At 39.2% G+C, this 26,672-nt stretch carries 24 protein-coding genes; 12 read left to right on the top strand and 12 right to left on the bottom strand.

All coding sequences use genetic code 11. The features are described 5' to 3' along the window. The first annotated feature begins 28 nt into the window (after positions 1-28). Genes I6N95_RS12310 through I6N95_RS12300 form a run of 3 tightly spaced genes read left to right on the top strand, consistent with a single transcriptional unit; the run spans position 29 to position 1,919 of the window. Positions 29-256 (top strand): PLD nuclease N-terminal domain-containing protein, encoded by a 228-nt coding sequence (locus I6N95_RS12310; protein WP_245249461.1) that lies wholly within the window; start codon positions 29-31, stop codon positions 254-256. Then, positions 256-1,161, top strand: coding sequence for an ABC transporter ATP-binding protein (locus tag I6N95_RS12305; RefSeq protein ID WP_209528307.1), 906 nt, complete (start codon positions 256-258; stop codon positions 1,159-1,161). Before I6N95_RS12310 ends, I6N95_RS12305 begins: the two co-directional genes overlap by 1 nt. After that, the gene (locus I6N95_RS12300) at positions 1,158-1,919 is read left to right on the top strand and encodes an ABC transporter permease (protein WP_209528304.1); all 762 of its coding nucleotides are present in this window, start codon (positions 1,158-1,160) and stop codon (positions 1,917-1,919) included. The genes I6N95_RS12305 and I6N95_RS12300 overlap by 4 nt, the downstream gene beginning before the upstream one ends. 45 nt (positions 1,920-1,964) lie before the next feature. On the opposite strand, the gene I6N95_RS12295 is transcribed toward I6N95_RS12300, so the two are convergent. The 3 genes from I6N95_RS12295 to I6N95_RS12285 are packed head-to-tail and all read right to left on the bottom strand — an operon-like array spanning position 1,965 to position 6,055. Next, entirely contained in the window at positions 1,965-3,854 is a 1,890-nt protein-coding gene (locus tag I6N95_RS12295; RefSeq protein WP_209528301.1) for an ABC transporter ATP-binding protein, read from the bottom strand. Further along, positions 3,847-5,583, bottom strand: coding sequence for an ABC transporter ATP-binding protein (locus tag I6N95_RS12290; RefSeq protein WP_209528299.1), 1,737 nt, complete (start codon positions 5,581-5,583; stop codon positions 3,847-3,849). Before I6N95_RS12290 ends, I6N95_RS12295 begins: the two co-directional genes overlap by 8 nt. Continuing rightward, complete coding sequence (locus I6N95_RS12285; RefSeq protein ID WP_245249459.1) at positions 5,576-6,055, bottom strand: MarR family winged helix-turn-helix transcriptional regulator; 480 nt, start codon at positions 6,053-6,055, stop codon at positions 5,576-5,578. The genes I6N95_RS12290 and I6N95_RS12285 overlap by 8 nt, the downstream gene beginning before the upstream one ends. A gap of 234 nt (positions 6,056-6,289) precedes the next feature. Here I6N95_RS12285 and I6N95_RS12280 point away from each other — a divergent pair, with 234 nt between their 5' ends. The 3 genes from I6N95_RS12280 to I6N95_RS12270 all read left to right on the top strand — a co-directional run bounded on the left by I6N95_RS12280 (position 6,290) and on the right by I6N95_RS12270 (position 9,288). Continuing rightward, positions 6,290-6,829, top strand: coding sequence for a GNAT family N-acetyltransferase (locus I6N95_RS12280; RefSeq protein WP_209528296.1), 540 nt, complete (start codon positions 6,290-6,292; stop codon positions 6,827-6,829). A gap of 132 nt (positions 6,830-6,961) precedes the next feature. After that, positions 6,962-8,146, top strand: a complete 1,185-nt coding sequence (locus I6N95_RS12275; RefSeq protein ID WP_209528293.1) for a MalY/PatB family protein — start codon at positions 6,962-6,964, stop codon at positions 8,144-8,146. A 194-nt stretch (positions 8,147-8,340) separates the two neighbouring features. Then, positions 8,341-9,288, top strand: coding sequence for a D-alanyl-D-alanine carboxypeptidase family protein (locus tag I6N95_RS12270; protein WP_209528290.1), 948 nt, complete (start codon positions 8,341-8,343; stop codon positions 9,286-9,288). 40 nt (positions 9,289-9,328) lie between these two features. Here I6N95_RS12270 and I6N95_RS12265 read toward each other — a convergent pair whose 3' ends face one another. Continuing rightward, positions 9,329-10,606 carry a hypothetical protein gene (locus I6N95_RS12265; protein ID WP_209528287.1) on the bottom strand — a complete coding sequence of 426 codons (1,278 nt, stop codon included), beginning with the start codon at positions 10,604-10,606 and terminating at the stop codon, positions 9,329-9,331. A 97-nt stretch (positions 10,607-10,703) separates the two neighbouring features. Continuing rightward, complete coding sequence (locus I6N95_RS12260; protein WP_209528284.1) at positions 10,704-11,381, bottom strand: DUF6320 domain-containing protein; 678 nt, start codon at positions 11,379-11,381, stop codon at positions 10,704-10,706. Between the two features lie 339 nt (positions 11,382-11,720). Between I6N95_RS12260 and vanR the strand changes: the two genes are divergently transcribed. From vanR to I6N95_RS12240, 4 genes are all read left to right on the top strand, one after another. Next, positions 11,721-12,425 (top strand): VanR-ABDEGLN family response regulator transcription factor, encoded by a 705-nt coding sequence (vanR, locus tag I6N95_RS12255; RefSeq protein ID WP_209528280.1) that lies wholly within the window; start codon positions 11,721-11,723, stop codon positions 12,423-12,425. Beyond that, the gene (locus I6N95_RS12250; protein WP_209528277.1) at positions 12,418-13,536 is read left to right on the top strand and encodes a sensor histidine kinase; all 1,119 of its coding nucleotides are present in this window, start codon (positions 12,418-12,420) and stop codon (positions 13,534-13,536) included. The genes vanR and I6N95_RS12250 overlap by 8 nt, the downstream gene beginning before the upstream one ends. Positions 13,537-13,990: 454 nt before the next feature. Next, entirely contained in the window at positions 13,991-15,445 is a 1,455-nt protein-coding gene (gene abc-f / locus I6N95_RS12245; protein WP_209528274.1) for a ribosomal protection-like ABC-F family protein, read from the top strand. Between the two features lie 83 nt (positions 15,446-15,528). Beyond that, entirely contained in the window at positions 15,529-17,307 is a 1,779-nt protein-coding gene (locus I6N95_RS12240) for a glycerophosphoryl diester phosphodiesterase membrane domain-containing protein (RefSeq protein ID WP_209528270.1), read from the top strand. Positions 17,308-17,355: 48 nt separating this feature from the next. On the opposite strand, the gene fni is transcribed toward I6N95_RS12240, so the two are convergent. From fni to I6N95_RS12210, 6 genes are all read right to left on the bottom strand, one after another. Further along, positions 17,356-18,420: a type 2 isopentenyl-diphosphate Delta-isomerase gene (gene fni, locus I6N95_RS12235; protein WP_209528267.1), complete on the bottom strand. Its 1,065-nt coding sequence runs from the start codon at positions 18,418-18,420 to the stop codon at positions 17,356-17,358. 16 nt (positions 18,421-18,436) lie between these two features. Beyond that, complete coding sequence (locus I6N95_RS12230) at positions 18,437-19,522, bottom strand: phosphomevalonate kinase (RefSeq protein WP_209528264.1); 1,086 nt, start codon at positions 19,520-19,522, stop codon at positions 18,437-18,439. A 30-nt stretch (positions 19,523-19,552) separates the two neighbouring features. Next, positions 19,553-20,524 (bottom strand): diphosphomevalonate decarboxylase, encoded by a 972-nt coding sequence (mvaD, locus tag I6N95_RS12225; RefSeq protein WP_209528261.1) that lies wholly within the window; start codon positions 20,522-20,524, stop codon positions 19,553-19,555. Beyond that, positions 20,525-21,460, bottom strand: a complete 936-nt coding sequence (mvk, locus tag I6N95_RS12220) for a mevalonate kinase (RefSeq protein ID WP_209528258.1) — start codon at positions 21,458-21,460, stop codon at positions 20,525-20,527. It abuts the gene before it with no gap. Positions 21,461-21,544: 84 nt separating this feature from the next. Continuing rightward, the gene (locus I6N95_RS12215; protein WP_209528256.1) at positions 21,545-22,900 is read right to left on the bottom strand and encodes a tripartite tricarboxylate transporter permease; all 1,356 of its coding nucleotides are present in this window, start codon (positions 22,898-22,900) and stop codon (positions 21,545-21,547) included. A gap of 33 nt (positions 22,901-22,933) precedes the next feature. Beyond that, on the bottom strand, positions 22,934-23,161 hold the full coding sequence (locus I6N95_RS12210) for a hypothetical protein (protein WP_209528253.1): 228 nt from the start codon (positions 23,159-23,161) through the stop codon (positions 22,934-22,936). Between the two features lie 334 nt (positions 23,162-23,495). On the opposite strand from I6N95_RS12210, the gene I6N95_RS12205 reads away from it, so the two are divergent. Beyond that, positions 23,496-24,509: a branched-chain amino acid aminotransferase gene (locus I6N95_RS12205; RefSeq protein WP_209528252.1), complete on the top strand. Its 1,014-nt coding sequence runs from the start codon at positions 23,496-23,498 to the stop codon at positions 24,507-24,509. Positions 24,510-24,553: 44 nt separating this feature from the next. Here I6N95_RS12205 and I6N95_RS12200 read toward each other — a convergent pair whose 3' ends face one another. Then, on the bottom strand, positions 24,554-25,336 hold the full coding sequence (locus I6N95_RS12200) for a peptidylprolyl isomerase (RefSeq protein ID WP_209528250.1): 783 nt from the start codon (positions 25,334-25,336) through the stop codon (positions 24,554-24,556). 177 nt (positions 25,337-25,513) lie between these two features. On the opposite strand from I6N95_RS12200, the gene I6N95_RS12195 reads away from it, so the two are divergent. Further along, positions 25,514-26,605: a DUF871 domain-containing protein gene (locus I6N95_RS12195; RefSeq protein ID WP_209528248.1), complete on the top strand. Its 1,092-nt coding sequence runs from the start codon at positions 25,514-25,516 to the stop codon at positions 26,603-26,605. Positions 26,606-26,672: the final 67 nt, after the last annotated feature.

The raw sequence follows: 26,672 nt of genomic DNA, 5'->3' as shown, positions 1-26,672 counted from the left end.
TGATTTATATAGAAAAGAGAGTGTCTAAATGAATATCGGAATCAATATGCCATCGATCATTGAGTTAAGGCAACTGTTACCACTGTTAGTGCCGCTGTTGCTCATTCAGCTCAGTTTAGCTATAGTGGCCGTTGTAAAGATAGTGAAACAAACAGAATTTCGTTACTTAAACAAAGCCAGCTGGTTAGTGATAGTCTTATTACTACAATTTATTGGGCCAGCTTGTTATTTTGTATTCGGCAGAGGTGAAGAATAGTGTCAGTCTTAGAAGTAAAAGGGATAAAAAAAACTTTTGGTACACAAGAAGTATTAAAAGGCCTTGATTTTAGTTTACCTGAGCAGTCGGTATTGGGTTTTATCGGCCAAAATGGGGCAGGTAAAACGACGTTCATGAAGCTGATTGTCGGATTGTTAGCAAGTGACGAGGGGACGATCAGTGTCTGTGGTGAAAAGGTTCAATATGGTAATACTAAAACCAATCGCTTAATTGGTTATTTGCCAGATGTGCCAGAATTTTATGGGTACATGACGGCATATGGCTATTTAACTCTTTGTGGGGAAGTCACCGGACTGACAGGTATTGAGATTAAAGAAAAAGCAACTGAACTCTTAAAGCTAGTGGGATTGGAAAACAATAAGAAAAAGATCAAAACGTATTCTAGGGGAATGAAACAGCGTTTAGGGATTGCCCAAGCGCTGCTAAATGAGCCAAAACTTCTCATATGTGACGAACCGACCTCTGCTTTAGACCCACTGGGCCGTAAAGAAATATTGGAGATACTCCACCGTGTAAAAAAGCAAACAACGGTTATTTTTTCAACTCACATATTATCAGATGTGGAAAAAATTTGTGATCACATCGTGTTATTACATGAGGGTACGATCAAACTATCGATGACTTTGGCTGAGATGGAGGCACGCTTTTCTTTCAACCAGCTATTGGTTGAATTTAATCAGTCACTTTCCACAGCAGATTATGAGTCTATATTTGAAGGTCTAAGAGTAACAAACAAAGGGGAGACGTATTTGGTTCAACACGACGAGTTGACCGAAATCCAAACTAAATTGTATACCCGCTTTATCAATCAAGGGATTTTTCCGAAAAAAATAGAAGTTTATCAACCTAGTTTAGAAGATATTTTTACGGAGGTGGTGCAATGAGAGCGTTGATGGCCTTTACGAAGAAGGAATGGTTGGAGTCAATTGCTCATTATCGGTTATTGATTGTTCTGGGGTTATTCTTTGCACTGGGAATAATGAATGTGTTTATTGCTAAATTCACCCCTCAATTAATCAGTCAGTTAGTTTCTGAAGAAGTTGCAAAAGGTTTTCCTGAACCAACGGTCATGGATGTTTGGTTACAATTTTTCAAAAATACAACCCAAATGGGTTTGGTAGTGACGATCATTCTATTTAGTGGTATCTTAACCCAAGAGTATCAGAAAGAAACCTTGACGATTTTATTAACAAAAGGATTAAGTCGCTGGAAAGTCATTATCGGCAAGCTAATTGCCAGTTGCTTACTTTTTACTTTAGGTTATTGGCTGAGCGTAGGCGTAACCTATCTTTATGCCTGGCTTTATTTTGAGCAGGGAAGTGTGTTGAACATCTGGTTTGCTCTTTTTATGTTGTGGCTTTTTGGTTTGTTTTTCTTGATGGTCAGTCTCTTGGGAGGGATTCTATTTCGGCAAAACTACGGCGTTTTGTTGTTTACGAGTAGTCTTTTTGGGGGATTATTGGCAATCAACTTATTGCCCGACGCTCAGAAATATAATCCTATTAGACTGATAAATAACTCAGCACTTTTGGCAGGCACAGTCAATGTGACAGATTTTTATCCGGCTATCGGAGTAACAGTGGTTATCGGTGTGATCATGCTGAGTGTCGGTATTCTTCGTTTCAATAAAAAAGCGTTGTAAAAAAAGTCAGGAGACAATTTTCATCTGTCTCCTGACTTTTAACTATTACTCCAACTCTAAACCACCAGTCGCTAATTGGTAATAAACGCCTTTATTAGCCATCAAATCTTCGTGGTCGCCACGTTCGATGATTTCGCCTTGATCGAGCACCATAATCGCATCGGAGTTTTGAATGGTAGATAAGCGGTGGGCAATGACAAAGACCGTTCGACCTTTCATTAAAGCATCCATCCCGTTTTGGACAATTCGTTCCGTCCGCGTGTCGATACTCGAAGTAGCTTCATCTAAAATCATCACTGGTGGATTGGCAATGGCAGCTCTAGCAATTGCCAGAAGTTGCCGTTGTCCTTGTGACAACCCTTCGCCGTCGCCGGTAATAATTGTGTCATAGCCCTGAGGCAAGCGAGAGATAAAATAGTCTGCGTTAGCTAGCTTAGCGGCTGCTTTGATATCCTCCTCAGTGGCGTCTAATTGTCCGTAACGGATGTTTTCACTAATTGTTCCGGTAAAGAGATGGGTATCTTGTAACACGATCCCTAGAGAGCGTCTCAGAGACTCTTTCTTGATTTTTTGAATATTAATCCCATCATAACGAATTTTTCCATCGGTAATGTCGTAAAAACGATTGATCAAATTAGTGATGGTCGTTTTGCCAGCACCAGTAGCTCCGACAAAGGCTAATTTTTCACCTGGTTTAGCAAATAGTGAGATATCATGTAACACAACTTTTTCGGAATTGTAACCAAAGTCAACATTTTCAAAACGCACGTCACCAGTCAGTGGTGTATAGGTTGTGGTTCCATCTTCGTGAGGGTGTTTCCAAGCCCAGTGCCCAGTTTTTTCTGGACATTCAACAGGCTGACCATTCTCGTAGCGAACATTTACCAAGGTAACGTAACCTTCATCGACTTCAGGTTGTTCGTCCATTAAGATGAAAATCCGTTCAGCTCCAGCCAGCGCCATGATCACAAAATTAATTTGTTGTGAAATTTGACTGACAGGCATGTTGAGCGAGCGACTTAACTGTAAGAAAGAGGCGATGGCGCCAATTGTTAAAGTGGCAATGCCGTTGACACTAAGTAAGCCACCAACAATCGCAATGAGAACATACTGAATATTTAATAGATTCATCATCACTGGCATTAAGATATTAGCGTATTTATTGGCTTCAGTTGCACTTTCGGCTAGTTCTTCGTTTAATTGATCAAATTGTACAATCGTTTCAGCTTCGTGATTAAAGATTTTAATGACCTTTTGGCCATGCATCATTTCTTCGATAAAGCCGTTTAGTTTTCCTAAGGATTTTTGTTGGCGACCAAAGTATTTACCGCTTAAACTGCTGATTTTACGAATAGTTAATACCATGATGCCAACAGATATCATCACGAATAATGTCAGTGGGACGCTGACGGAGAACATGGCCACAAAGACACTGATAAATGTGACGATCGCTTGTAGCAGTTGAGGGGCGCTTTGAGAGAGCATTTGCCTCAATGTATCAATATCATTGGTGTAGTGACTCATGACATCTCCATGAGGATGAGTATCGAAATAACCGATAGGCAGTGTTTCCATATGGGTAAACAAATCATCTCTAATAGTTTTTTGGACGCCTTGAGAGACATTGACCATTAATTGATTAAAAACGATCGTCGCAATAACCCCAATCCCATAGATGATAGCCATGGTAATTACAGCGGTTAGCAATCCAGAAAAGTCTTTGTTGCCATTGGCTAACATAGGGGTGACATGGTCATCAATGACCACTTGTAAAAAGAGTGAACCTTTAACTGAAGCAAAAGCGCTGATGATGATACAGACAATGACAATTCCCAATTGAATGGGGTAGCCTTTGACTAAATAGGTTAAAAGCCGTTTCAATGTTTTAAAGGGATTGGCTTGACGGTTGGTTCCTTTTATTTGAACTTTACTCATTGGCTTCACCAAATCCTTTCACTTGAGATTGATTGACTTCTTGATAGATCTTGTTGCTAGACAATAGCTCTTCATGAGTACCGATGCCGTTGATTTCACCATTTTCCATAACAATGATTTGATCGGCCTTTTCAATCGAAGAAACTCGTTGGGCAATAATAAATTTGGTTGTATTTGGAATAGTCTCCAAGAAAGCTTGTTGAATTAAGGCGTCTGTTTTGGTGTCAACAGCACTGGTTGAATCGTCTAAAATAAGTATTTTAGGGTGTTTCAGGAGAGCTCTAGCAATTGTCAATCGTTGTTTTTGACCACCTGAAACGTTTGTCCCCCCCTGTTCAATGTATGTGTCGTAACCATTGGGCAGTTTAGTGATAAACTCATCTGCTTGAGCCAATCGGCAAGCTTCATAAAGTTCTTGATCAGTTGCCTCTGGATTACCCCAACGAAGGTTTTCCTTAATAGTACCAGAGAAAAGAACATTATTTTGTAAAACCATGGCAACAGCATCTCGTAAAGCGGCAATATCATAGTTACGGACATCTAAGCCGCCAACTTGGACGCTGCCACTCGTCACATCGTATAGTCTAGGAATCAGCTGAACTAGGGTTGTTTTACCACTACCAGTCCCACCGATTACACCGACAGTTTGTCCTGATTCAATTCGGAAACTGCTTTTCGTTAGAACCAATTTATCCTCATTGTCAGAATAGCTAAAGTTCACATCTTTAAACTCAACGGAACCGTCACGAATTTCTGTCATGGGTTTGCTAGGGTTGGTCAAATCACTTTCTTCGTTGATAACTGCGACAATCCGTTCTGCAGAAGGACGTGAGATGATCAACATAACAAAAACCATTGACATCATGTTCAGTGAATTAAGAATTTGCATCACATACATAAACATACTCATCAATTCTCCAGTTGTCATTGTACTACCAACTATCAGTTGAGCGCCAATCCATGAGATCAATAGCATACAAGTATACATGGTGAATTGCATCAGCGGTCCGTTAAAGGCCACAATTCGTTCAGCTTTTGAAAAGGTTTTGTAGATTAATTGTGACACAGTTTTAAACTTGGTGACTTCATGTTCCTCACGTACGTATGATTTGACCACACGTATCCCTTGGAGATTTTCTTGAACGACTTGGTTTAAGCGGTCATAAATTTTAAATACTTTTTCAAAGGTTGGGTGAGCAAATTTGACGATTAAACCTAAACCAATTGCAAGAAAGGGGATGGCATATAGAAAAATCATCGCTAATTCACGATTTAATTGAAAGGCCATAAACAAGGAAAATATAAACATTAGCGGGCTTCTTACTAAAATACGAATAATCATTTGAAATGAATTTTGGACATTGCTGACATCAGTTGTCAGACGGGTCACTAAACTTGAAGTAGAGAAGCGGTCAATATTAGAAAATGAGAATTCTTGGATATTTCCAAACATTTTCTTTCGTAAATTTTTAGCAAAACCTGCCGAGGCGATAGCGCCGTAACGACCTGATAGCATCCCAAAAAGTAAGGCGAAAAGGGCACAAACAATCAATGCTATGCCGATGGAGACGATGCTGCTTTGGTTCTTTGCGGAAATTCCTTGGTCAATAATCATTGCCATAAGGACGGGAATAATGATGTCTAAAATAACTTCAAGAGTGACAAAAAAAGGCGTTAGTAAAGCGTCTTTTTTATACTCCCCAATATTTTTAGCTAGGGTTTTAATCACTAATTAACACTCCTTTATTAGTTGTTTTTTCTTCCCCACACCCGATGTTTAGGTAAATTTGGTCCACCACACTGTAAAATGTCTTTAAATCTTGTGAACTAACACCTTTGATTAAGTGCTGATCAATAGCATCGAGCTCTCTTCTGCGATCTTTAAAAACGACTTGACCTTCAGCCGTTAAAATGATTTTTTTTAAGCGAGCATCTTGTTTACTGGTTTGACGATCAATCAGGTTATTTTTCTCCAAAACTTGCAAAATACCAGTTGCTGTTGAGCGTCTAATATTAAACTCACTTTCTAAGTCCTTCTGAAAGACTGAGGTAGTGCTGGAATAACGGCCGATATAATCCATAAACAAAAATTGAATCATCGTGTATTGTTCCTTGTTATCTGAATTGATATGAGAGCTGACATAGCGAGTAATTTCATTTGACAGAGCCTTAATCGCTTTGCCAATTTTGATTTGAGTCATGACAGTGATACTCCTTTCTTTGTGAAGGTGACCCTTATTTGCTAATTGAACCAGAAGGTTGCTGAAAGCAGTCTTGGATCTTTAAAAGGCGGGAAGAATTGTTAGCTACCTAACAATAACTATTCTCCGTAATTTTCATGAAAATGTCAAGTAATTACGTGTAGATTGTTCTATAATAGGTTATAAGATTAAAAAATACTCATTTAAGAGAGTGAGTGGTTAGGAGACTTAGTAATGAAAATTCGCAAAGGCTTAAGCAGTGAGAAAAAACAATTTGAAGCTATCTTAATAGAGGCGGCAACTCGAATCAAAGAGACGGGATCTAGTCAATGGGGACATATTCTTAAAGGTGAAGAAGGTCCAATCGTGGCTGCTCGTCTCCTTCAGGAAGAAGCCTATATTTATGAAGAAGAACAAGCAGGTAAGACAAAAATAGTTGCCGTTTTTTATCTCTATGAACGACCTAATGATTGGGATTATGGTATTTGGCAAGAGGAAGAACAAGCCGGTGTTTTTTATTTGCATCGTTTGTCATTGGCAGATGGCTATACAGGAAAAGGAATAGCGGAGCAATTGCTACGTCAACTACAATCTGAACTTAGTGTGACAGGTGGGCGAGCACTTCGTTTGGATTGTATTAAAACGCAACCAGTTTTGAATCAGCTATATAATCGAAGTGGCTTTACATTAGTTAAAGAAATTCCTGATTTAGAAGCGGGACCAATTATTGCTGATTTTAATTTATATGAATGTCAGTTGGCGGACTTAAGTTAAGGGGTCAATTGTCACAAGTCGGCTCTAATATGATAGTATAGAGTCAGTATCTAAGTGAGAGGAGGTCTCTATTTTGGTCTGTTGATATTTGGCAGCAATCGAGACCACTTCCTAAGCTAGAGGAGGAAAAAGATGAGTAAAATTGATGAGTTTGTTGAAAAATATGGAGTTGAACGGAAAGACACTGACTCCGTTAAGTGGGACGGGATGACTGAAAATTTTGGCACAAATGAATTATTACCTATGTGGGTTGCCGATATGGAATTCAAAGGACCAGAGGCTATGCAACAGGCGATGATCAAACGGGTGGAGCATGGCGCCTTTGGTTATTCAATCGTCCCTGATTCTTATTATGAAGCTTTTTTTAACTGGCAAGCTGAGCGATATCAGGTAAATTTAGAAAGAGAATGGATTCGCTTTTCACCAGGAGTTGTCAGCTCATTCTTTTGGATGGTTAATGCGTTTACTGCAGAGCAAGAGGGGGTTATTGTTCTCGCGCCAGTTTATTATCCATTTTATCATTCAATTAATGACACTAATCGTCTGCTCGTGACGTCGGGATTAATTAATGAAAAAGGCTATTTTAGCATTGATTATGCGGATTTTGAAGCTAAAATTGTCGAAAATAATGTAAAGTTATTTATTCATTGTTCTCCCCATAATCCGGTTGGTCGTGTCTGGACAGCTGAGGAGCAGAATCGGTTGTTTGACATTTGTTTAAAGCATGATGTTATGATTGTTTCTGATGAAATTCATCAGGACTTGACCCGTCAGGATCATCCTCATGTGGCGGCATTGGCGTTGGATGAAAAATATCGCAGCCATTTGATCGTCTTAAATGCACCATCTAAAACATTTAATCTAGCTAGTCTCTTAAATTCCCATATTGTGATCGCTGACTCAGAGTTAAGAAAACGTTACGATGCCTACGCCAATACCACGGTGAAATCCGTCAACAGCCTCTTTGGAATGGTGGCAACAGAGGCGGCTTATCGTGAAGGTAGCCAATGGTTAGAGGGGATAAACGATGTTATTGAGCATAACTTTAATAGTTTGAAAGAAATATTTGCCGAAAAAGCTCCTGAGATCGTTTTGACCGAAAAAGAAGGTACCTATTTGGCTTGGGTAGATTTGCGAGCTTATTTAAAGCCAGACGAAGTGATTGACTTTATGCAAGTTAACTGTGGTATCGCAGTGGATTATGGTGAATGGTTTGGTGAAGGGTATGAAGGGTTTATTCGAATTAACCTGGGAACCTTACCTAAGAACGTTAGATTTGCTGCAACTAAAATTGTCGAAGAATTAGCCAAAAGATAAATTAAACGTCGCCTAGCAGTTAGCTAAACTGTTAGGCGACGTTTTTGCTTGCCAGCGATCCAGTGGTAATGCCAGTTAAGAAAAAGTTAAGAAATTGCTAAGTGGATTTATAGAAACAATCAGGATTGGCATGGTTTAATTATGATAACAAAGGAATTAACGTGTTTGAACTTGAGAAGTGAGGAGGCTTTACGATGAGACGAAGAAAGAAATCCCGAATCAAAGCAACACTAATGTGTCTAGTGTTAATGGTTGTTGTAATGAGTCTGATAGTTTTAAAAGGTATGAATGGTGACGAGTTAGCTAATCAAGGGCGTCATCCATTCGGGTTTATATTTGCCGAAAAGCAGGATAATAAACTGGATGCGAGTCTATTAGCTGATATTGACAGTAAAAACGCTGTCCTACTTAACTTAGATACCGACGAGGTGATTGGAAGTAAAAAAGCCAATGAAAGGATTTATCCAGCATCAATGACAAAAATCATGTCAGCTTATGTCGTAATCCAGCGATTAACAGATTTAGATCAACTTATTCGAGTTCCAGGTGAAATTGTTGATCAAAGTGTTTCAGAAGGGGCTTCTATGGCTGGTTTTTTGCGCGATGAGGATGTGCCAGTTCGAGAATTACTTTATGGCACATTATTGTCCTCGGGGGCTGAGGCAACACAGGCATTAGCGATTGAAGTAGCAGGGAGTGAGAAAAAATTTGTTAAATTGATGAATCTAGAAGCCGAAAAACTGGGAATGACGAAGACAAAGTTTAAAAATGCAACGGGACTTCATCAGCGCAATCACTACAGTACTGTTAATGATATGGCGCATTTGTTGAAGCTTGCTCTAAAGAATGAGACTTTTTATGAAGTGTTTACGTCAAAGGAGCGTTTCTATAGTGGCGGATATCACCCTGAAGGTCTCTATCTTGCCAGTACATTATTCAGTCATTTACCCGCAACGCCTGCTATCTCAGGTGAGATAAATGGTGGAAAAACAGGCTATACGGAAGAAGCGGGTCAGTGTTTAGCAAGTCTGGCAACGATTAATGGGCATCGTTATTTGTTAGTTACAGCAGGAGCTAGTGGCACACCATTGACTGAGGCACGGCACATTGAAGATGCTTTGACAGTTTATGGAAGGTTGTAAAAAAAACATCAGATTAGCTAGCTAATCTGATGCTCACTCGTTATGTTTCGTAAGTGTGTGCTAATTGATTACTATAGACTTCAACATCTAATCCTTCGATAGTTGCTAAATGTGAATAGAAGTACTGCAATATATCTGTTTCGACAATATTCTTGATAAACGTTATCGTCAGACGGTCATTACAGGAGATGAGGCCACAAGCAATTGGACTTTTCTGAGTGGGGTAGGCAGCAATTTCCATATGTTTAATATACTGATACATGCCACTAGGCAGGTCTACACGGCCCAAATTGGTCAAGGTAATTGTTTTTTTACTTTCACTTAAGTGATCAAAGCCTAGTCGAACAAAATAATTTTTTACAAAAAGTGGCACGAACTTTGACGCCACGTTTCGCTCGAAGTTGACATTATTGTTAATCGAAGATTGAAGATAGGTTTTATTGGTTTTTTGTATCAGCATTTCTTGAATTAAGGGAACTAATTTTTCCATGGTCATTTCACCATCCATATACGCACCAACATTAATAACATTAAAGAAATTTCTTAATGTGTTTGAATGGAATGAGTTGCGTAGGTTAACTGGCACAGCAATGACGATGGGTTTTGTGGCATCTCGTTGATGACTACGAGTTTGATAGATTGAATAAATTAATAAAGAAGCCAGGTAAGAGGTGATTGAGCCCCCGTATTTTTTGGCCACTTGATTGATCGCTTGGCTGTTAACGACGCCGTGGATTAAACTGTTATCCCCATCGTTATAAGAAACCCCGCGAATGTGAAACGAACGGGGGTTGCGCGTGCTTTCTGAATAAATGGGGGTGTAGTGCTTGCTGAAACTATCCTCAACTTCTTCTTGAGGGGAAGCTTCTTCACCTAATTTAACTTTACCTTCATGGGGGAAGTCGTGGCCTGAACATTTAAAATAATAAAACAATAGACTTTTAAAAAATTCAATCGCACCACTGCCGTCTGTCAGGGCATGAAACATTTCTAAGGATAAGCGGTGACCGCTGTATAACACGCGTAACATATAGCCCCCATCTCTCGCAGAGTCGATTTGACCACAAGGAGGGTTAGTTTCCTGTTGAATGACTAAACTATGTTTGTTGGCATCTAGGTAGTTCCAAAAGATGCCTTTTCGTAAACGAACAGAAAACATCGGATAACGAGGCATCACAATATCAACGGCTTGTTGCAATGCAATGGGGTTGACCTCTTCGAAGAGGATGGCTGCAAATCTAAAAACTGAAGAATTTTTATTGCCAGTTACAGAAGGGAATACTTTTGCTGCATTATCTAAACGATACCATTTGTACATGGTGACCTCCTACTTAATCGATAAAAGCTGTTATCGGTGTGTGTATCGGATGTGACAGTTGCTGGAACGCAATGATGCGTCGGTTTATGGTTCCGGATTAAAAATGAAATCTCTTTTGCAGTTCGTATAGTAGCCGTTTGCCAGAAAAGATAAACAACCCCAGAATAGTCAGCCCGCCATATATCAGAGAGATGATACTTGGCCATAGGACATTTCCGCCTTTTACGAAAAAGAGCAACAAAGGAATGATGTTGATACTAACGATTAGTAAGATATACCCGATGTCATCTCGCCACATGGATTTGTTCCTGACAGACCAAAGGGTCATAATTAGTCCAGTTAAGATGCCTAAAAAGGGAATGGCATAATTTAATGACCAACGACCAAAATCTGTACTTAAATCGATGATGACTAACACTAATGAGAGAAAAAAATAATTTTTCCACAACGTTTTGCCAATTAAGTTAATATTGAACTTTTGATACAAATCTTTTCCGACAAACCAGATATAGAAACTGGCCATTGAAACGATAGGGGCCCAAGTAATAGGCTTAATCTCCCAAGTAAAGGCATTGATTGCAAAAGATAAGCTAATGATGATGATGGTTATAAAGAGCCAAATTTTGACTCGCAATTTTTTATTATTTGTTGTTTCTGGGTAGTGTGGGTAACTTGTCAGCGACGGCACGGTGTTTTCATTGATAACAGCATGACAAAGAGGGCATTGGTTGTGATCCGCGCTGACCTTCACTTGACATCTTAAACAAGTTGTCATTATATCATCTACCTTTCTGATATCCTCTTAACGTTTAAACACGTTATTGCTATTTTAGCATATTTTATCATGAAACGTTTAAAATTATCAATTCCTTGTCAAAATTCTGCTTCAATAGTGTTTTTACTGAGGGGGATCAGGTAAGATAGAAGGAGGGAGTGTTCTCAGGTGAAATAGGTAAACAGCTAAAGTTATTGGGAGCCCATTTCATTATCCAGAGTGTTGCGTGTAGTTCTTTTTAGCTGCAGGTATATGGGAAAAGCCTAGGTGTTAGACAGCAATGATTCGGGGAATGGTCTTTTATTCAAGTACTTACTTAGTCGAGAAAAGGAGCTTACTATGAAGAGGATATTAGTCGTAGATGATGAACAAGCAATCGCCGATCTGGTCGAGCTTTATTTGAAAAATGAGGGCTATGAGGTAGTAAAATTTTATTCCGGGCAAGCTACCTTGGATTTTTTAAGCCAACATCAAGTTGATTTGGCTATTTTGGATATCATGTTGCCTGATATTGACGGGTTTGTTATTAGTCAAAAAATTCGCGAACAGGCTCATTTTCCGATTATTATGCTAACGGCCAAAGATCAGGAGTTAGATAAGATCACAGGTTTAACTTTAGGCGCAGATGATTATGTGACGAAACCCTTCCAACCTTTGGAATTAGTGGCAAGGGTTAAAGCTCAATTACGCCGGTACACCATGTACAATGAGGGACAAAGTAAAGAAGTCGATCAGCTTGCAGATCAAGTGATTTACCACAAGAGTTTAGTTGTTAATAAAACAACTTATGAAGTGACGGTCAATCAAAAACCTGTTGAATTGACGCCGACAGAATTTAAGATTTTGTGGGTGTTGTTGGAACATGTTGGCAAGGTGCTTAGATCAGAGGAGCTATTTCACCTTGTTTGGGGAGAAAAATATTTTGAGAGTTCAAACAATACTGTCATGGTTCATATCCGACATCTTCGTTCAAAAATTGAAGGGCCAAATGGCAATCAGAAGTACATCAAGACAGTCTGGGGAGTGGGGTATAAACTTGACTAAAAAAAATGATTATAGTTTATTTAAACGAAAAATTTTAAGAAGAATTTCCTTAATTATTGTCGGCACTGGGATTATTTTATTTGTGTTGCAATCCATGGCTCGTGGTGTCGCCGGTGATTGGATCGTCAACAGTCTGGTTAATAATTTTGGTTTTACCCAAGAAACGGCTTTTTATGTTCACCAAAATTTAGTTCGAAATAACTTATTGATTATCATGATGATTGTCGCAATTGTCGCCTTGTTCATTATTTTCCGGGTGTACACTGATTTTGTGACCAGTTATTTTGATGAAATTGCCAATGGTATGGACAAGTTGATTGAAGAAACCGAGGATTCGATTGAATTATCGTTAGAAATGAAGAGTATTGAATCCAAAATGAATCAAGTCAATCAAATTATAAAAAAGCGGGAGCGGGGTGCCAAAGAAGCCGAGCAGCGCAAAAATGATTTGGTAATGTATCTCGCTCATGATATTCGAACGCCCTTAACATCGATTGTCGGCTATTTAAATCTTTTGCAAGAGACATCGGGAACTTTATCTCAGGAGCAACAAGCAAGATATATTGATCTAACGCTAGATAAATCATATCGATTAGAAGGATTAGTCAATGAATTTTTTGACATCACCCGATTTAATTTGCAGGAGATTACGTTGAGTAAGCAACCAATTGACGTGAGAATGTTAGCAGAGCAAGTGGCCGATGAATTTTATATCAATGGCCAAACTCGTGGTCAAGAGATTGTGATTACTGGATTAACTAGTTTGACGGTACTGGCAGATCCTGATAAACTGGGGCGAGTTTTTACCAATTTGATGAAAAATGCTTTAGCTTATAGTTTTGAACAAACGCCTATAGAATTGACGATTGCTCAAACTGGGTCTGATGGGATCATCCGTTTTAAAAACCAAGGACCAGATATTCCTCAAGAGATGCAAGTTGCTGTCTTTGATAAGTTCTATCGAATGGATCACTCCCGTTCTAGTCAAACCGGGGGATCTGGATTAGGTCTATCCATTGCGAAGGAAATCGTTCTAGCACATCAGGGAGGCATTCAGTTGACCAGTAAAGACAATTGGATCGTCGTTGAAATTTGTTTGCCGATGCATTGAGCCTTGCTTTTGGCTAAAAGACTTGGTAAACTTATGTTATTAAATGTAGTCAGGTTATCTAAATGACTATTAAAGAAGGAGGATTAGTAAACAATGGCATCGATGAGATTAAGACTTAACCCTTTGAATAAGTAACTGAATACATTCAAAGGTCTTGTTTTATTTGACAAAACGAGGAGTCTAGCCATTTTTCTAATCTAAACCTGTATTTTTTCTTAAGGAATACGGTGACATAGTATGTTGACTATGTGGGTGAAACTTTTTACAGTAATGTCTAAGGTTTATTTACATTACACTTAAGTTGCAGGTCGTTCGCAATTTATCATAATTTGTCTTTTAAGAGGTAGCCTTGCTATCTCTATTTTTGCGTCTCAAGGAGAAATTTTAGCTTGGAAAATCACGATGGTAACCTCTTTTGTTAAATGGCATGGCCTCATAGAAAAGAGGAATAAGCATGCAACTATTATCAGTAGATTTAAAAGATGTGGCACTAACATTAGGTGGCCAACAGGTATTAGAGCTTCAACAATTATCAATTTATCAGGGGGATAAAATTGGGATCGTCGGTAACAATGGTCAAGGGAAAACAACGTTGTTAAATGTCTTAAGGAGAATTCTCCAACCAGATAAAGGAACGGTAGTGATTAAGACTGAGTTTGCTTTATTTGAGCAAGTGACGTTACCCGAAGAGAGATTAGCTGATTATGAATGGCTAAGTAAATTCAAGGTGCCTAAGCAAGCGTCATCTAGCTTTAGTGGCGGAGAGCAGACTCGAATGAAACTCGCCCAACTATTTTCTGATTACCATGAAGGGCTGTTGCTAGATGAACCAACCACGCATTTAGATCAGGAGGGCATCACATTTTTGGTAGACGAGTTAGTCTATTATTATGGTACGTTAGTAGTGGTCAGCCATGATCGTTATTTTCTTGATAAAACCGTCACAAAAATTTGGGAGTTGGCCAACGGTCGAGTAACTGAGTATCAGGGAAATTATACAGCGTATCAACTCCAAAAAGAAGCCGAAGAGCAGGCAAATTTGACTGAACAAAAGAACAATCTAAAAGAAAAAAGACGGTTGGAACTAGCTATTGCGGACAAAAAAGCGAAAGCTGATAAATTGGCTGCGGTCACTGAGAAACAAAAGAAACGACAGATTAAACCCAGTCGTTTAGGTGGAACTAAACAAAAAGATAGTGTTGTAAAAGGAATTCAAAAATCAGCTAAGGCAATGGAAAAGCGTTTAAGTCAACTAGCAGTTGGGCCCAGTAGCCAAGTAGAAAAAAAGATTATCTTTAAACAATCGGCAGAACTAACGTTGCACAATAATTATCCAATTATGGGAGAGGGGGTCACGCTTAAAAAGGGGAAAAGATTGTTGTTAGATAACGCTGATTTTCAATTTTCTTTAGGAGAAGTGATTGTTCTAAATGGCCCTAACGGTTGCGGAAAGTCAAGTTTATTGGCTCATATTATGTCGAAAGGTCAAGGGATTGTTGTCTCGCCTAAGGTGATGTTTGGGAACTTTGATCAACATGCGTATCAAGTGGTGACCCAAGAAACGTTAGGAAGTTATTTGGCGAAGGGAACTGATTATCCTGAGGCTATTGTGAGATCGGTCGTTCATCAACTAGGATTTTCGCAAAATGACTTGACTAAGCGAGTCTGCGATCTAAGTGGTGGCGAAAGGACTCGTTTGATATTAGGAGAACTATTTCTCAAAGAAAGCAATGTGTTATTGTTGGATGAGCCAACTAATTTTATTGATCTGGCATCGCGTTTGGCATTGGAAAACTTTATTAACGGTTACCCAGGTACTATTTTGTTAACCTCTCATGATCGTTATTTTGTAGAACGTGTGGGCACTCAAAATTGGCTTTTTAAAAACCAAAAACTAGTCATGGAATAGAGTGTGATTGATTTCGTTTCCTTGTGTTATAGAGTATAATTAAATGATAGTAATCTGAATAATAATGGAAATGGTGAGGATCAATGACAATATTAAAGAATGTGCAATATAGTTTTCAAAGGGTTTTAGAAACTTGGCCCGATTATTTTAAAAGCCTGTTGATCTTGCAGTTTATTCGGGTTGCCATTGTCCTACCGTTGTTATCTTTTTTGTTTTATAAAATGCTTAGTCGTGCTAAAATTGCTGGCGTTACGAATGAAAATTTTTCTGCTATCTTTAGCCATCCCTTAGCTTTACTGATCGGTTTAGCTCTCTTGCTTTTGTTCGTATTTTTTATTTTCTATGAGCTAGGGTTTTATATTCTGTTGGCTCATAATCAAGCAACGGGCCAGTCGATTGCTTTTTGGGATATTGCTAAGGGGTTGAATCGGAAAGTCAGATTTTTCTTAAGTCTTAATTCTCTCTTACTTGTGGGGTATTTCATTTTAATAATGCCAATCGTGTCTATCGGACTCAATGCCGAGTTGACTTCGATGATTAAAATTCCGGATTTTATTGTGGATGAATTGTCCATGACCACGTCAGGCTTAATTATGTATATAGGCGTGATTATCGTTCTATCTTATATAGCTTTACACTTGTTATATGTGGTATATTTTTTTGTCACCGACAAAGAGGCGACCATTTGGCAAGCTATTCGCAAGAGCTGGTATTTTTCAAAAGGGCGCTCTATTAGCAATCTAGTTATTTTGGGACTGTTGGTAGGTGGTTATGGCTTGCTTTTGGGAGGCATTACGTTTGTATTATTCCTACCGCTAGTTTTTGCTGATGCTTATTTGCCTTTAATTGCCCCAGTGGTTGCGGGCATAACCATAACTGTTGTTGAAATTTTTCTATTTCTTTTTGGTGGAGTGATCCAACCCTTAGTCGCTAATGGAATTGTCGGGACTACTAGGGAAGGTCAACCCTTTCTGAAAGACATTCCTAAATTTAAATTTCAACCCAAATTATGGGCTCAGACCTATCCAAAATGGCGAAATGTTTTAATTATTGGGCTTGTTGTGTTTATCGGTTTTAATATTTGGTCAGCTATCAGCGTGGTCTATGCCCCTCAGACAGAGATTGTAGCCCATCGTGGATTTACAGAAAAAGGGGTTGAAAACACGATCGGTTCTCTTAAGGCTGCTGCTGAGGTTCATGCGGATGTGGTTGAAATGGATATCCAGGAAACGAGAGACGGAAAATTTGTAGTGATGCATGATTATAATTTGAAGCGATTAGCAGGTGTTAACGAAGAAGTTCGCAATTTGAACTTAGCGGAGTTGGAACAGTTGACAGTTAAGCAAAGTGGGTTTCAAGATCGGATTCCTAGCCTAAGTGACTATATTGATGTTGCTAAAAAGGAACGAATTAAGCTGTTAATCGAAGTGAAACCCCATGGACATGAATCGAATGAAATGGCTCAAAATTTAGTTAATTTGTTAAAAGAAAAGAATGTGATAACAGATTTTTATGTTCAATCACTGGACATTAAGATTTTGAATGAAATTAAGGAAATTGAACCTGCTATTCAAACAGCTTATGTCATCCCTTTAAATTTAGGCAGTTTGCCAGAAACGATGCACGATTTTTATGTTTTAGAGGAATTTTCTGTCACGGAAAGTCTTTTAACGCAAGCGGCAGCAATGAATAAAGAGGTCTTTGTTTGGACGGTTAATAAGGAAGACTTACTACGTAAATACTTACGTTTGGATGTGGATGGGATCATTACGAATCATCCAGACTTAGCAATTAAGTTGCGGGACAGTCAGGAGGAAACTCGGACATTCTTAAATAGAGTTCAATACTTACTAGAGGATTAAATATAAATAAACTAACCTGACAAGGTTTTTCTTGTCAGGTTAGTTTATTTACGAGCGATTAGCATAAGATTGCCAGTCAATGCGACGTGCTTCGCACCAACCTTTAATGGGTTCTCTTAAAATGATATCGTTTTTTTGTAAATCAGCAATCTTTTTTGCGCCTAAGAGAGTCATCAACGTTTGTAAAGTCTGGCGCCATTGTTCGACTTCTGCGATGGTTTTCTCAACACCAAGGGTTTGAACAAGATGTAAGAAATGACCTGACAAGCCACAAGCGCGGGCTCCAAGTGATAAAGCTTTGACCATATCAATAGGGGTTTTAATCCCACCAGAGGCAAGTATTTCCACTTGATTTTGGAAAGGGGCTGACTCAATAAGTGAAACAGCTGTTGATTGACCCCAGTTTTCAGCGAAAGAGAATTCCTGTTTCGTTCGCCGAGAGTTTTCGATTGCAACGAAATTAGTTCCGCCACGGCCGCTTACATCAATTGTTTTTACACCAATACGCATCAGTTGTTGGATGGTTTCACGACTCATGCCGAAACCGACTTCTTTGACAATCACGGGAACGCCTACTTGTTCAACCATTTTTTGAATTTGGCTGAGCCAATTAGTAAAGGAGCGTTCGCCTTCACCGTCGGGCATCACCAATTCTTGAGGGGCATTGACATGTAGTTGAAGGGCATCAGCTTGTAGTAGATCGACAGCGCGTTTCCCATTCTCTACAGAATGTTCAGCCCCTAAGTTAGCAAAAATTACTCCTTTAGGATTGGTTCGACGAATAACAGCAAAACTTTCCGCCACTTCGGGGTGCTTAATTGCGGCGCTGACTGAACCTGATGCCATAGCTAAGCCTGTTTCTTTTGCCACTAGAGCCAAATAACGGTTAATAGTGGCTGTTTTATCACTGCCCCCAGTCATTCCGTTAATGTAAAAAGGCAGTTCTAAATCAAAAGTAGCAAAATGTGTCCGCAAATCTACATCTGACACATTCATATTGGGGAAGGAGTGATGGACAAATGTCATGGCTTCGAAATCCGTTAAGGGATGGCTTCCGTAAAGTTTTTCTGCTAGTTCAACGTGTTCATCTTTACGATTTTGATGAATTGACATAAGTAAACCTCCAATTCTATGCTAATAAATAGGCGTCTTCATAATGAACATTAACAGGTAACTGGCTAATGTCCGCTTTTTCCCATTCTCTAATTAATGGGTTTGGGTTGATTGTTTTATCAATTAACACAATACCACAATCGCCACCACCTGCACCAGACGATTTCGCTGCACCACCAAAGTCTTCTGCAATTTCGCATAAATCAAAGAGGGTAGCAGTTTCAATATGAACGCCACTATTAGCGCCAAGGTGCTGTAATAACTGACGATTTTGACGAATTCCCGCTTGAATCGTATTAAAGTCATTATGTTTGAAGGCGTTGATAATGGTCGATACACAGTTTAAGCTGTTATTTAAGAACACTGAATAATAATGATCAATTTCGCTGATTTCCTCGTTTAATAAATCAACGAGATGAGTGGTTGAAGCTGGTTTACCAGTCCAACCGATCAATAAGTTTAAGTTTTCGGGAGGCGTTAATGGTTCTATCATCATTTTTGGCCAATTCATGTTAAGCAGAGCCAACAATGAGTGTTCTTTTTCTCTAGCCTGAACCCATGTGCGATCAAAACAAGAATAAGCTATCCAACCTCCAAATGAGCTGGCCGCTAGGTCACCAAAAGAACCGTTACTATTGATTGATAGATGAGTCAATGCCGCTAATTTGTAGACTAAAGTTGCATCATAATTGACTTTGTGAAAGGTCAATAAAGCTTTAATTGTTGCAACGGTCACAGCACCGCTGGAACCTAGTCCGTATTTACGACCATCTTTATTGTCAAGGTCACTTTCAATTTCTAAATCAAAGAAGGTCAGTTTTTTGCCAATTTCAGCTAAATATTTCTCTGTCATCGTCACAGCTTGAATGACATATGTAAAAGGATTTTCCCGTTCGTCAATATATAACTGACCATTTTTGCGTGTCCAAGGAATCATAAACCCATTGGAATAGCTGGAGCGAATGCTTCCTTGAAATTTGGCTTCTCTCAATCTAACGGTTATGTATTGATCTAAGGCGACTAAAATCGCAGGATGTCCTGGTTCTAGTACAGCATATTCACCTGCTATATAAAGTTTTCCAGGTGCACTAGCTTCTATCATGTATTTCTTCCTCTCTTAATGTCAAACTGTTTAGATCAGTTTGACGCCGCTTCCGACTTTCGAAATAATTACTGGATTGTCTGGAAAAGCGGTGGTCAACAATTTTTGGATGGCCTCTGCATCTGAGTAGCGACAGAGGATCTTAACATTAGGTCCAGCATCCATTGTAAAGTAACACTGCCATCCTTGTCTACGTATTTCACGAATTTTAGTTAAAACTTCAACAGTTAAAGCTTCCCAATATGAGAAAGGAGGCGTAGCACCGAGCATGGTACCGTGCATTTTCATGCCATTTGACTCAGTGATTTCTCCTAGTTGTTGAAAGTCTTGTTTGTGGATAGCTTCTTTAATGGAAACGAGATCTTTCGCGGCGCTTTCTAACCAAGCAGGGTAAAAAGCTGATGTTTCAACGGTCAGCTTCATACCATCTCGACTGGAAAGGGTCTTCTTATTAGTATTTACTGCAACAGTAATCATGCCGATATCCCAACTGGCATCGTCAATTTCGACAGCTAGACTGTCAGCTGAGGTTGTTCCCATCTGCCATTCGACAAAACCGCCGTAAACACTGCGAGTAGCACTGCCACTGCCGCGCCGAACGTAAGTAGAAAGCTCAGCTAAATCCAAATTTAAGCCAGTGGCATGATTCATGGCAGCGCCAAGTGCCGCGAAAGCTGAGGCTGATGAGGCTAATCCGGCAGCAGTCGGCACAAAATTTTGGCTCACTACTTTTGCCGCTGTTTTGATCCCGGCTGTTTGGCGAAATAAATCAAGAAAGTGACTTATTTTGGCTGTTTCTTGAGAATTTTGTGGTTGATCATTCAGAATAAAAGAGTCAGCTTCAAATGAGTCAGATAATTCGACGCTTGTTTCTGAATAAAAAGCATCTAGTGTTAAAGACAAGCTGCTGTTCATGGGCAAAAAAAGCTTGTTATCTCGTTTTCCCCAATATTTGATCAGGGCAATGTTTGTATGGGCTCTTGCTTTACTTTGTTGTTTCATTTAGTCTCCACTCATTTCGTATAACCAAGTTGCTTTTGCGCCAGCTTCTTCAAGAGCCGTGGCAATTTCTTGGGCTTCATTTAAATTCCTTGCTAATGCTATCATACATCCGCCGCGGCCGCCACCTGTTAATTTTGCACCCAATGCATTATGACTAAGGGCGGAAACCACTAAAGCATCAAGTTCCAAGCTGGAAACACCAAGCTCAGATAATAAGTTCTGGGCTTGATTCATGGCTAGCCCCAACTGTTCTGGTTGGTTGTGGCTTAAGTAATCTTTACTGTCTTTAGCTAAACGACCTAGCTCAGTAATTTTTCGCTGGTACAACGCTTTATTTTTACCACGGATTTTTTCGCCAATGCTTGCGACAGCTTCTTTTGTTTGGCCCGTTTTGCCAGTATCAGCGACGACTAAAACAGCAGCTAGACGTAACTCAATTGGCGTTACCGGCTGTCCTTTTATATAGTAGTAAGGCGTAGAACTGCTAGTCATTAACGCATCTAATCCACTAGGGTTACCATGAGCAATTTTTTCTGAAATATCGACTATTTCTAATAGTTCCTCATGTGACAGAGCTTGTTTGTAGAAATCGTAAATCCCTCGTGTTGTTGCCACTGCAACGGCTGCACTCGAACCCATTCCACGTTCTGCTGGGATCGTGCTATCGATGTTGATCGATAGGCTTTCGTTTTGCCCCAGTCGGTCTAAGGAAACTTGAATGACAGCTTTTAAGCTTTCCAATAATTCAGGCATATCGTTTAGTAGTCCTTTATAAAAAAGGCATTCTATTGTGGTTTCTCCCTCAGCAGCTTGGACGGTTGTCTTGATCTGTGTTGCTGGGAAGGGAATAGCAACAGATGGTTCACCATACACGACAGAGTGTTCTCCCATTAAGATGATTTTACCGTTGGCATAACCGATTCCTTGTGTTGACATAAGCATTCAACCTTTCTATCTGTAAGAAACTTCTAAAAGTAATGATGTAAAGAGTTGTTGTAAATAAAAGTCAGAAAGTACAGTTTATACTAAGTTACTAAATATTTCAATAATTGCAGGTGCAGCGTAGAGAGTCATAAACTGAATTCCATAGTTGACTCCCAACCGATTTAAGGTACCACAGGTAAATCCGATAAGTAAGATTCCAAACACATTGATGAGACCTGCGTCCATATATCCCAATAAAACCACTAAGGCAATAAACAGTCCTAGAATCCCTTCATGTGGGATTTTTCTTAAGACAAAAGAGGTGATTTTAGAAGCGAAACGCATGGCAACTAAGTAAACCACCCCAATTGCCAACGCCGTCCCAATAACAAAAGCTAAAACTAATTGTTTTTGGGGAAATTGTGAAGTAATCGTGTTACCTATTTCAAAAATAGGGGGCGCCTCAAAAAAAGCTGCTCCTGGTCCAATTGCTGATGGTGCTAAAGGAATTCCTAAAGCGACTAGGCAGATGACCAGACCAGACATATAGGTTCCTTGTACTAAGGCGCTCATCGTGACGACAGCTGCTTCGGCTTTCTTGACAGCCGTTGTTTCTCGTTTGGCTGCCATTTCACCAAAAAGAATCGTCAGACCAACGGGACTTAACACAAACAAAAAACAAGCAAGAAATGTTGAGACAATGCTTCCAACAGCTTCCTTTTTTGATAATATGTTAAACGGATTAAGGCTTTCTTTGCGGATGAGCGGTAACAAAGTAATTTTTTCTTCTTTTTGAATCAACTTATCTCGTTCGTTTTGATTGAACAGCGACACCAGAGAAAGGAGGAGTGGCGCTATCGTAATGCCTAGAAAAAAAGAGGTGGTAATATTTTTCGTTTCTGGTACCACTCCCATGCTCCAATAGATTGTCCGCAACCCTTGGAAAAGCAGGGCCATAGGAATGATACTAATCAATGAAATGATTTTTGATTTGCCAATGAGTGACAAGAAGATGGCGCCACCAATAAATAACCATGAGGCGTATTCTTTTAAACCATTGGCATAGGGAGCGATGACGTGAGCAATGGCTAAACTGGTAGGCAATGCGATTAAAACACCGATCAAACTGCCAACTGCGGCTTTTTTGATGGCAGTTGTTGTTCTCCCTTGTTCTTTCAGTAAGAGGGCGTATTCGATCAGAGGCGTTGACATCACACCACCAGGTAATCCAACGATTAAGACGGGCATAAGATTCATTAAACCTAACGTAACAAAAGAAGCGACAAAAAAAGTTAAGGCGACAATTGGGTGAATGCCTCCTAAAATCAAAGCTAGAGCGATGGGCATTAATATGGAGGTTTCATCTGTTCCAGGGATAAAACCAAGAAATATGTAAAGTACGATAGCACCACAAGCAGCCATTACCATCTGAATCAATAAAGATAGTTCCATACCAACAAAACTCCTTTACACGTTTTTGTGAAATTAATTATTTTGGTCCCTAATGTTTCGCTTTGGTTTTATTAACCAAGTGTTAATTAACAAGGCAAGAATTGCACCAGTAAGGCCAAAAAATAATTGTTTGGTTGGATGATCCGCTGGCGCAAGAAAAAAACCAGTCATGACTCCTATGACTGAGGTGATGATGGCGATGGTTAAATCTCTGATGCCAACTAAATCATTCCAAACGTAAATCAACTCGTTCTTTTTCATTTTTTCCTCCCATTTATTAGAATTGCCTATCATATCAATAAATGTGTTGTATGTAGGCCATATTAGTTCATTATGTCCGTATTATCCACTATGATTGTAACTTAGAGAGAAAAAAAAGTAACAAAGTTCTGAACTCTTTAATGAATTCTTATGACTTTTCACTCAGAAAAGCCTGAGTCATCAGAGTTTTTTGCTGTAATAGGCCTGTTTTTTATAACGAAGATTTCTGAGTGCTCTGACTAATCATCAAGATAATCGAAAATAATTAAAAAGTGATTAAATTTTAATGAAAAGTATGATAAACTAGATTGAAATATGTGAAGGGGTTGTTTAAATGGAAAAGATTGATTGGAAAAACCTAGGCTTTAATTACATCAAAACGCCTTATCGTTATTTAGCGGAATACAAAGATGGCGAATGGAGCAAGGGAACACTTACGGAAGACAACGTCTTACACATTCACGAAGGCTCAACAGCGTTGCACTATGGACAGCAATGTTTTGAAGGATTAAAAGCCTACCGCTGTGAAGATGATAGTATTAATTTATTTAGGCCATATGAAAATGCCAAACGATTAAATCGAAGTGCTGAACGTCTGCGAATGCCCCTTGTACCTGAAGAGATGTTTGTCGAGGCTGTTAAAGAAGTTGTCAAGGCAAATGAAGGATTTGTGCCTCCTCATGATTCGGGCGCGACGCTTTATATTCGACCACTACTGATTGGTGTTGGGCCAAATATTGGTGTGTCACCAGCTCCAGAATATGTTTTTACTGTTTTTTGTATGCCTGTTGGCCCTTATTTTAAAGGTGGTTTGACTGCCACAAACTTTATTGTTTCAGAGTTTGACCGAGCGGCTCCAATGGGAACTGGAGCAGTTAAGGTTGGTGGCAATTATGCTGCTAGCTTGCAGCCTGGAAAAGAGGCTCAGGAACGCAATTATTCAGATTGTGTCTATCTAGATCCTGCGACTCACACTAAAATTGAAGAAGTTGGCTCGGCGAACTTTTTTGGGATTACGGCAGATAATCAGTTTGTCACGCCGGTGTCACCGTCTATTTTACCAAGTATCACGAAATATTCATTGCTTTATTTAGCTGAAAAACGACTGGGAATGACGGCTGTTGAAGGGGATGTTTATTTGGATCAATTGGATCAGTTTACTGAGGCTGGAGCCTGCGGTACAGCGGCAGTTATTTCGCCTATTGGCGGCTTGGAAACTGGCAATGGGTTTCACGTTTTCTACAGTGAGACTGAAGTAGGGCCAGTTACCACGAGATTATACAATGAACTTGTTGGGATTCAATTTGGTGATGTGGAAGCTCCGGAAGGCTGGATCGAAAAAATCTAAAAAAAGTGATCTCGATATGATTATCGGGATCACTTTTTTGATGATTATTTAGCTTCTTGTAATACCTTAACTTCTTTGATTGTAATGTCTTTTGTTGGCGTAGATTTTTCGCCCGAGTCGCCCGCTTTAACTTCAGTGGCGGCAATTTTATCAACAACGTCTAATCCTTCAATTACTTGACCAAAAACTGAATATTGGAAATCAAGATTAGGTGCACCACCAGCTTGATAGGCTTCGATAATCTTGTCAGGATAATCTTCTTTTAAAAGGCCATCTGCCATATTATCATGATTTTGAACAATATAAAACTGACTTCCTTGAGAAGGTTGATCAACAGGGAGTCCAGTACGTGCCATCGCTAAGGCGCCATTAATGTGATAAAGTTGATTAGAAATTTCAGGTACGAATTCCTCACCCCAGATACTTTCACCACCTGCACCAGTACCTTCAGGGTCACCACTTTGAATCATAAAGCCTTCAATAATTCGATGGAATTTTACCCCATCATAATAGCCGTCTTTAGCATGTTGAATGAAATTTTCAACCGCTTTAGGTGCTTGTTCAGGGAATAATTTAATTTGAATATTTCCTTCAGAGGTGACTAGTTCGACTAATGCCTCATTGTCTGCCACTTCTTTACTTAATTGTGGTAGATCTAAACTATTTAAATCCACAGTTTCCTTTGAATCAGTTGTACTTGATTCAGCTGTTTTGCTTTCGCTAGAACTTGTTCCACCTGTTGCTTTTTCTCCATTGCCACAACCGGCAACTAAAAGGAGGGTAAGAGTTAGTGCACTTAAACTAATAAGTAATTTTTTTGCTTTCATTCGAATACCTCATTTATTTTATTTATTCCACTTTTAATCATAACAAATTTTTGTTAATTTACCTAGTGAAATCTAGAAACGCGCTTTTTTCGTTTTATTTTTGAAATGGTCTAGACTATTTTGGGGTTAATTGTTATAATGTTTAAGAACGAAAAACTATTTATAGGGGGCATTACAGTGGGAAAATTAGGTATTTCTATTTATCCTGAACGATCAACATTTGAAAAAGATAAGGCGTATTTAGATTTAGCGCATCAGTATGGGTTTAAACGTGTGTTCACCAGCTTATTGCAAATTACTGAAGATAAAGACAAAGTATTAGCCGAGTTTAAACAAGTTGTTGACTATGCAAATAGTTTAGAGATGGAAGTCATGGTTGATATTAACCCGGGACTGTTTGATCAGCTTGAAATTTCCTACGATGATCTAACATTTTTCCATGAAATGGGAGCCTATGGAGTTCGTCTTGATATTGGGTTTACGGGCCAAGAAGAAGCGCGAATGACTCGCAACCCATTTGGCATAAAAATTGAAATTAACATGAGCACAGGGACAAGTTATGTCGATAATATTATGAGCTATTCGCCGAATGTTAATAATTTACTAGGATCACATAATTTTTATCCTCATCGTTACTCAGGATTAGGCTTTGAGCACTTTGTTATGTGTACCGAGAAATTCACCAAGTACGGTATTAACACGATGGCATTTGTGAATTCACATGAGGCAGACTTTGGTCCATGGCCAACTCAAGATGGCCTATGTTCATTGGAAGATCATCGGGATTTGGAAATAGGGACACAAGTCAAGCACTTGGTTTTAATGGGCACAATCGATGACGTTTTGGTCGGTAATGCCTATGCGTCGGAAGCCGAGTTAAAAGCCATGTCTGACGCTTTCTTTGCTGACTATCCTTCTGTTAAAGTTGATGTTGCTGAAGACATTACTGACGATGAAAAAGAAGTCCTATTTAACAATCTACATAGTTATCGTGGAGATCGTTCTGAGTATATTCTACGTTCAACGATGACTCGCATTAAATATAAGGAGTTGCCATTTGCTGCTCATAACACCGTTGATATGGAAAAAGGTGATGTCTTGATCGATAATGTTGGATATGGTCAATACAAAGGGGAAACGCAAATCGCATTAAAAAGCATGAAAAATGATGGTCGTGTGAACGTAGTCGGTAAGATTTCGGCTGATGAATTATTTCTGTTAGATTTTTTACGACCTTGGTCTAACTTCAAATTAATCGAAAATAAGTAAACAGATTAACGGCTTTCAGATAAGAGAGAACTCTCGACGCTGGAGGTCTTTTTTTAGACTATCCACC

This window comes from Vagococcus allomyrinae (assembly GCF_017829975.1).
GTDB lineage: Bacteria > Bacillota > Bacilli > Lactobacillales > Vagococcaceae > Vagococcus_D > Vagococcus_D allomyrinae.
Note: the sequence above shows the minus strand (reverse complement) of the source record. Positions and strands in the feature narration are given on the sequence as shown.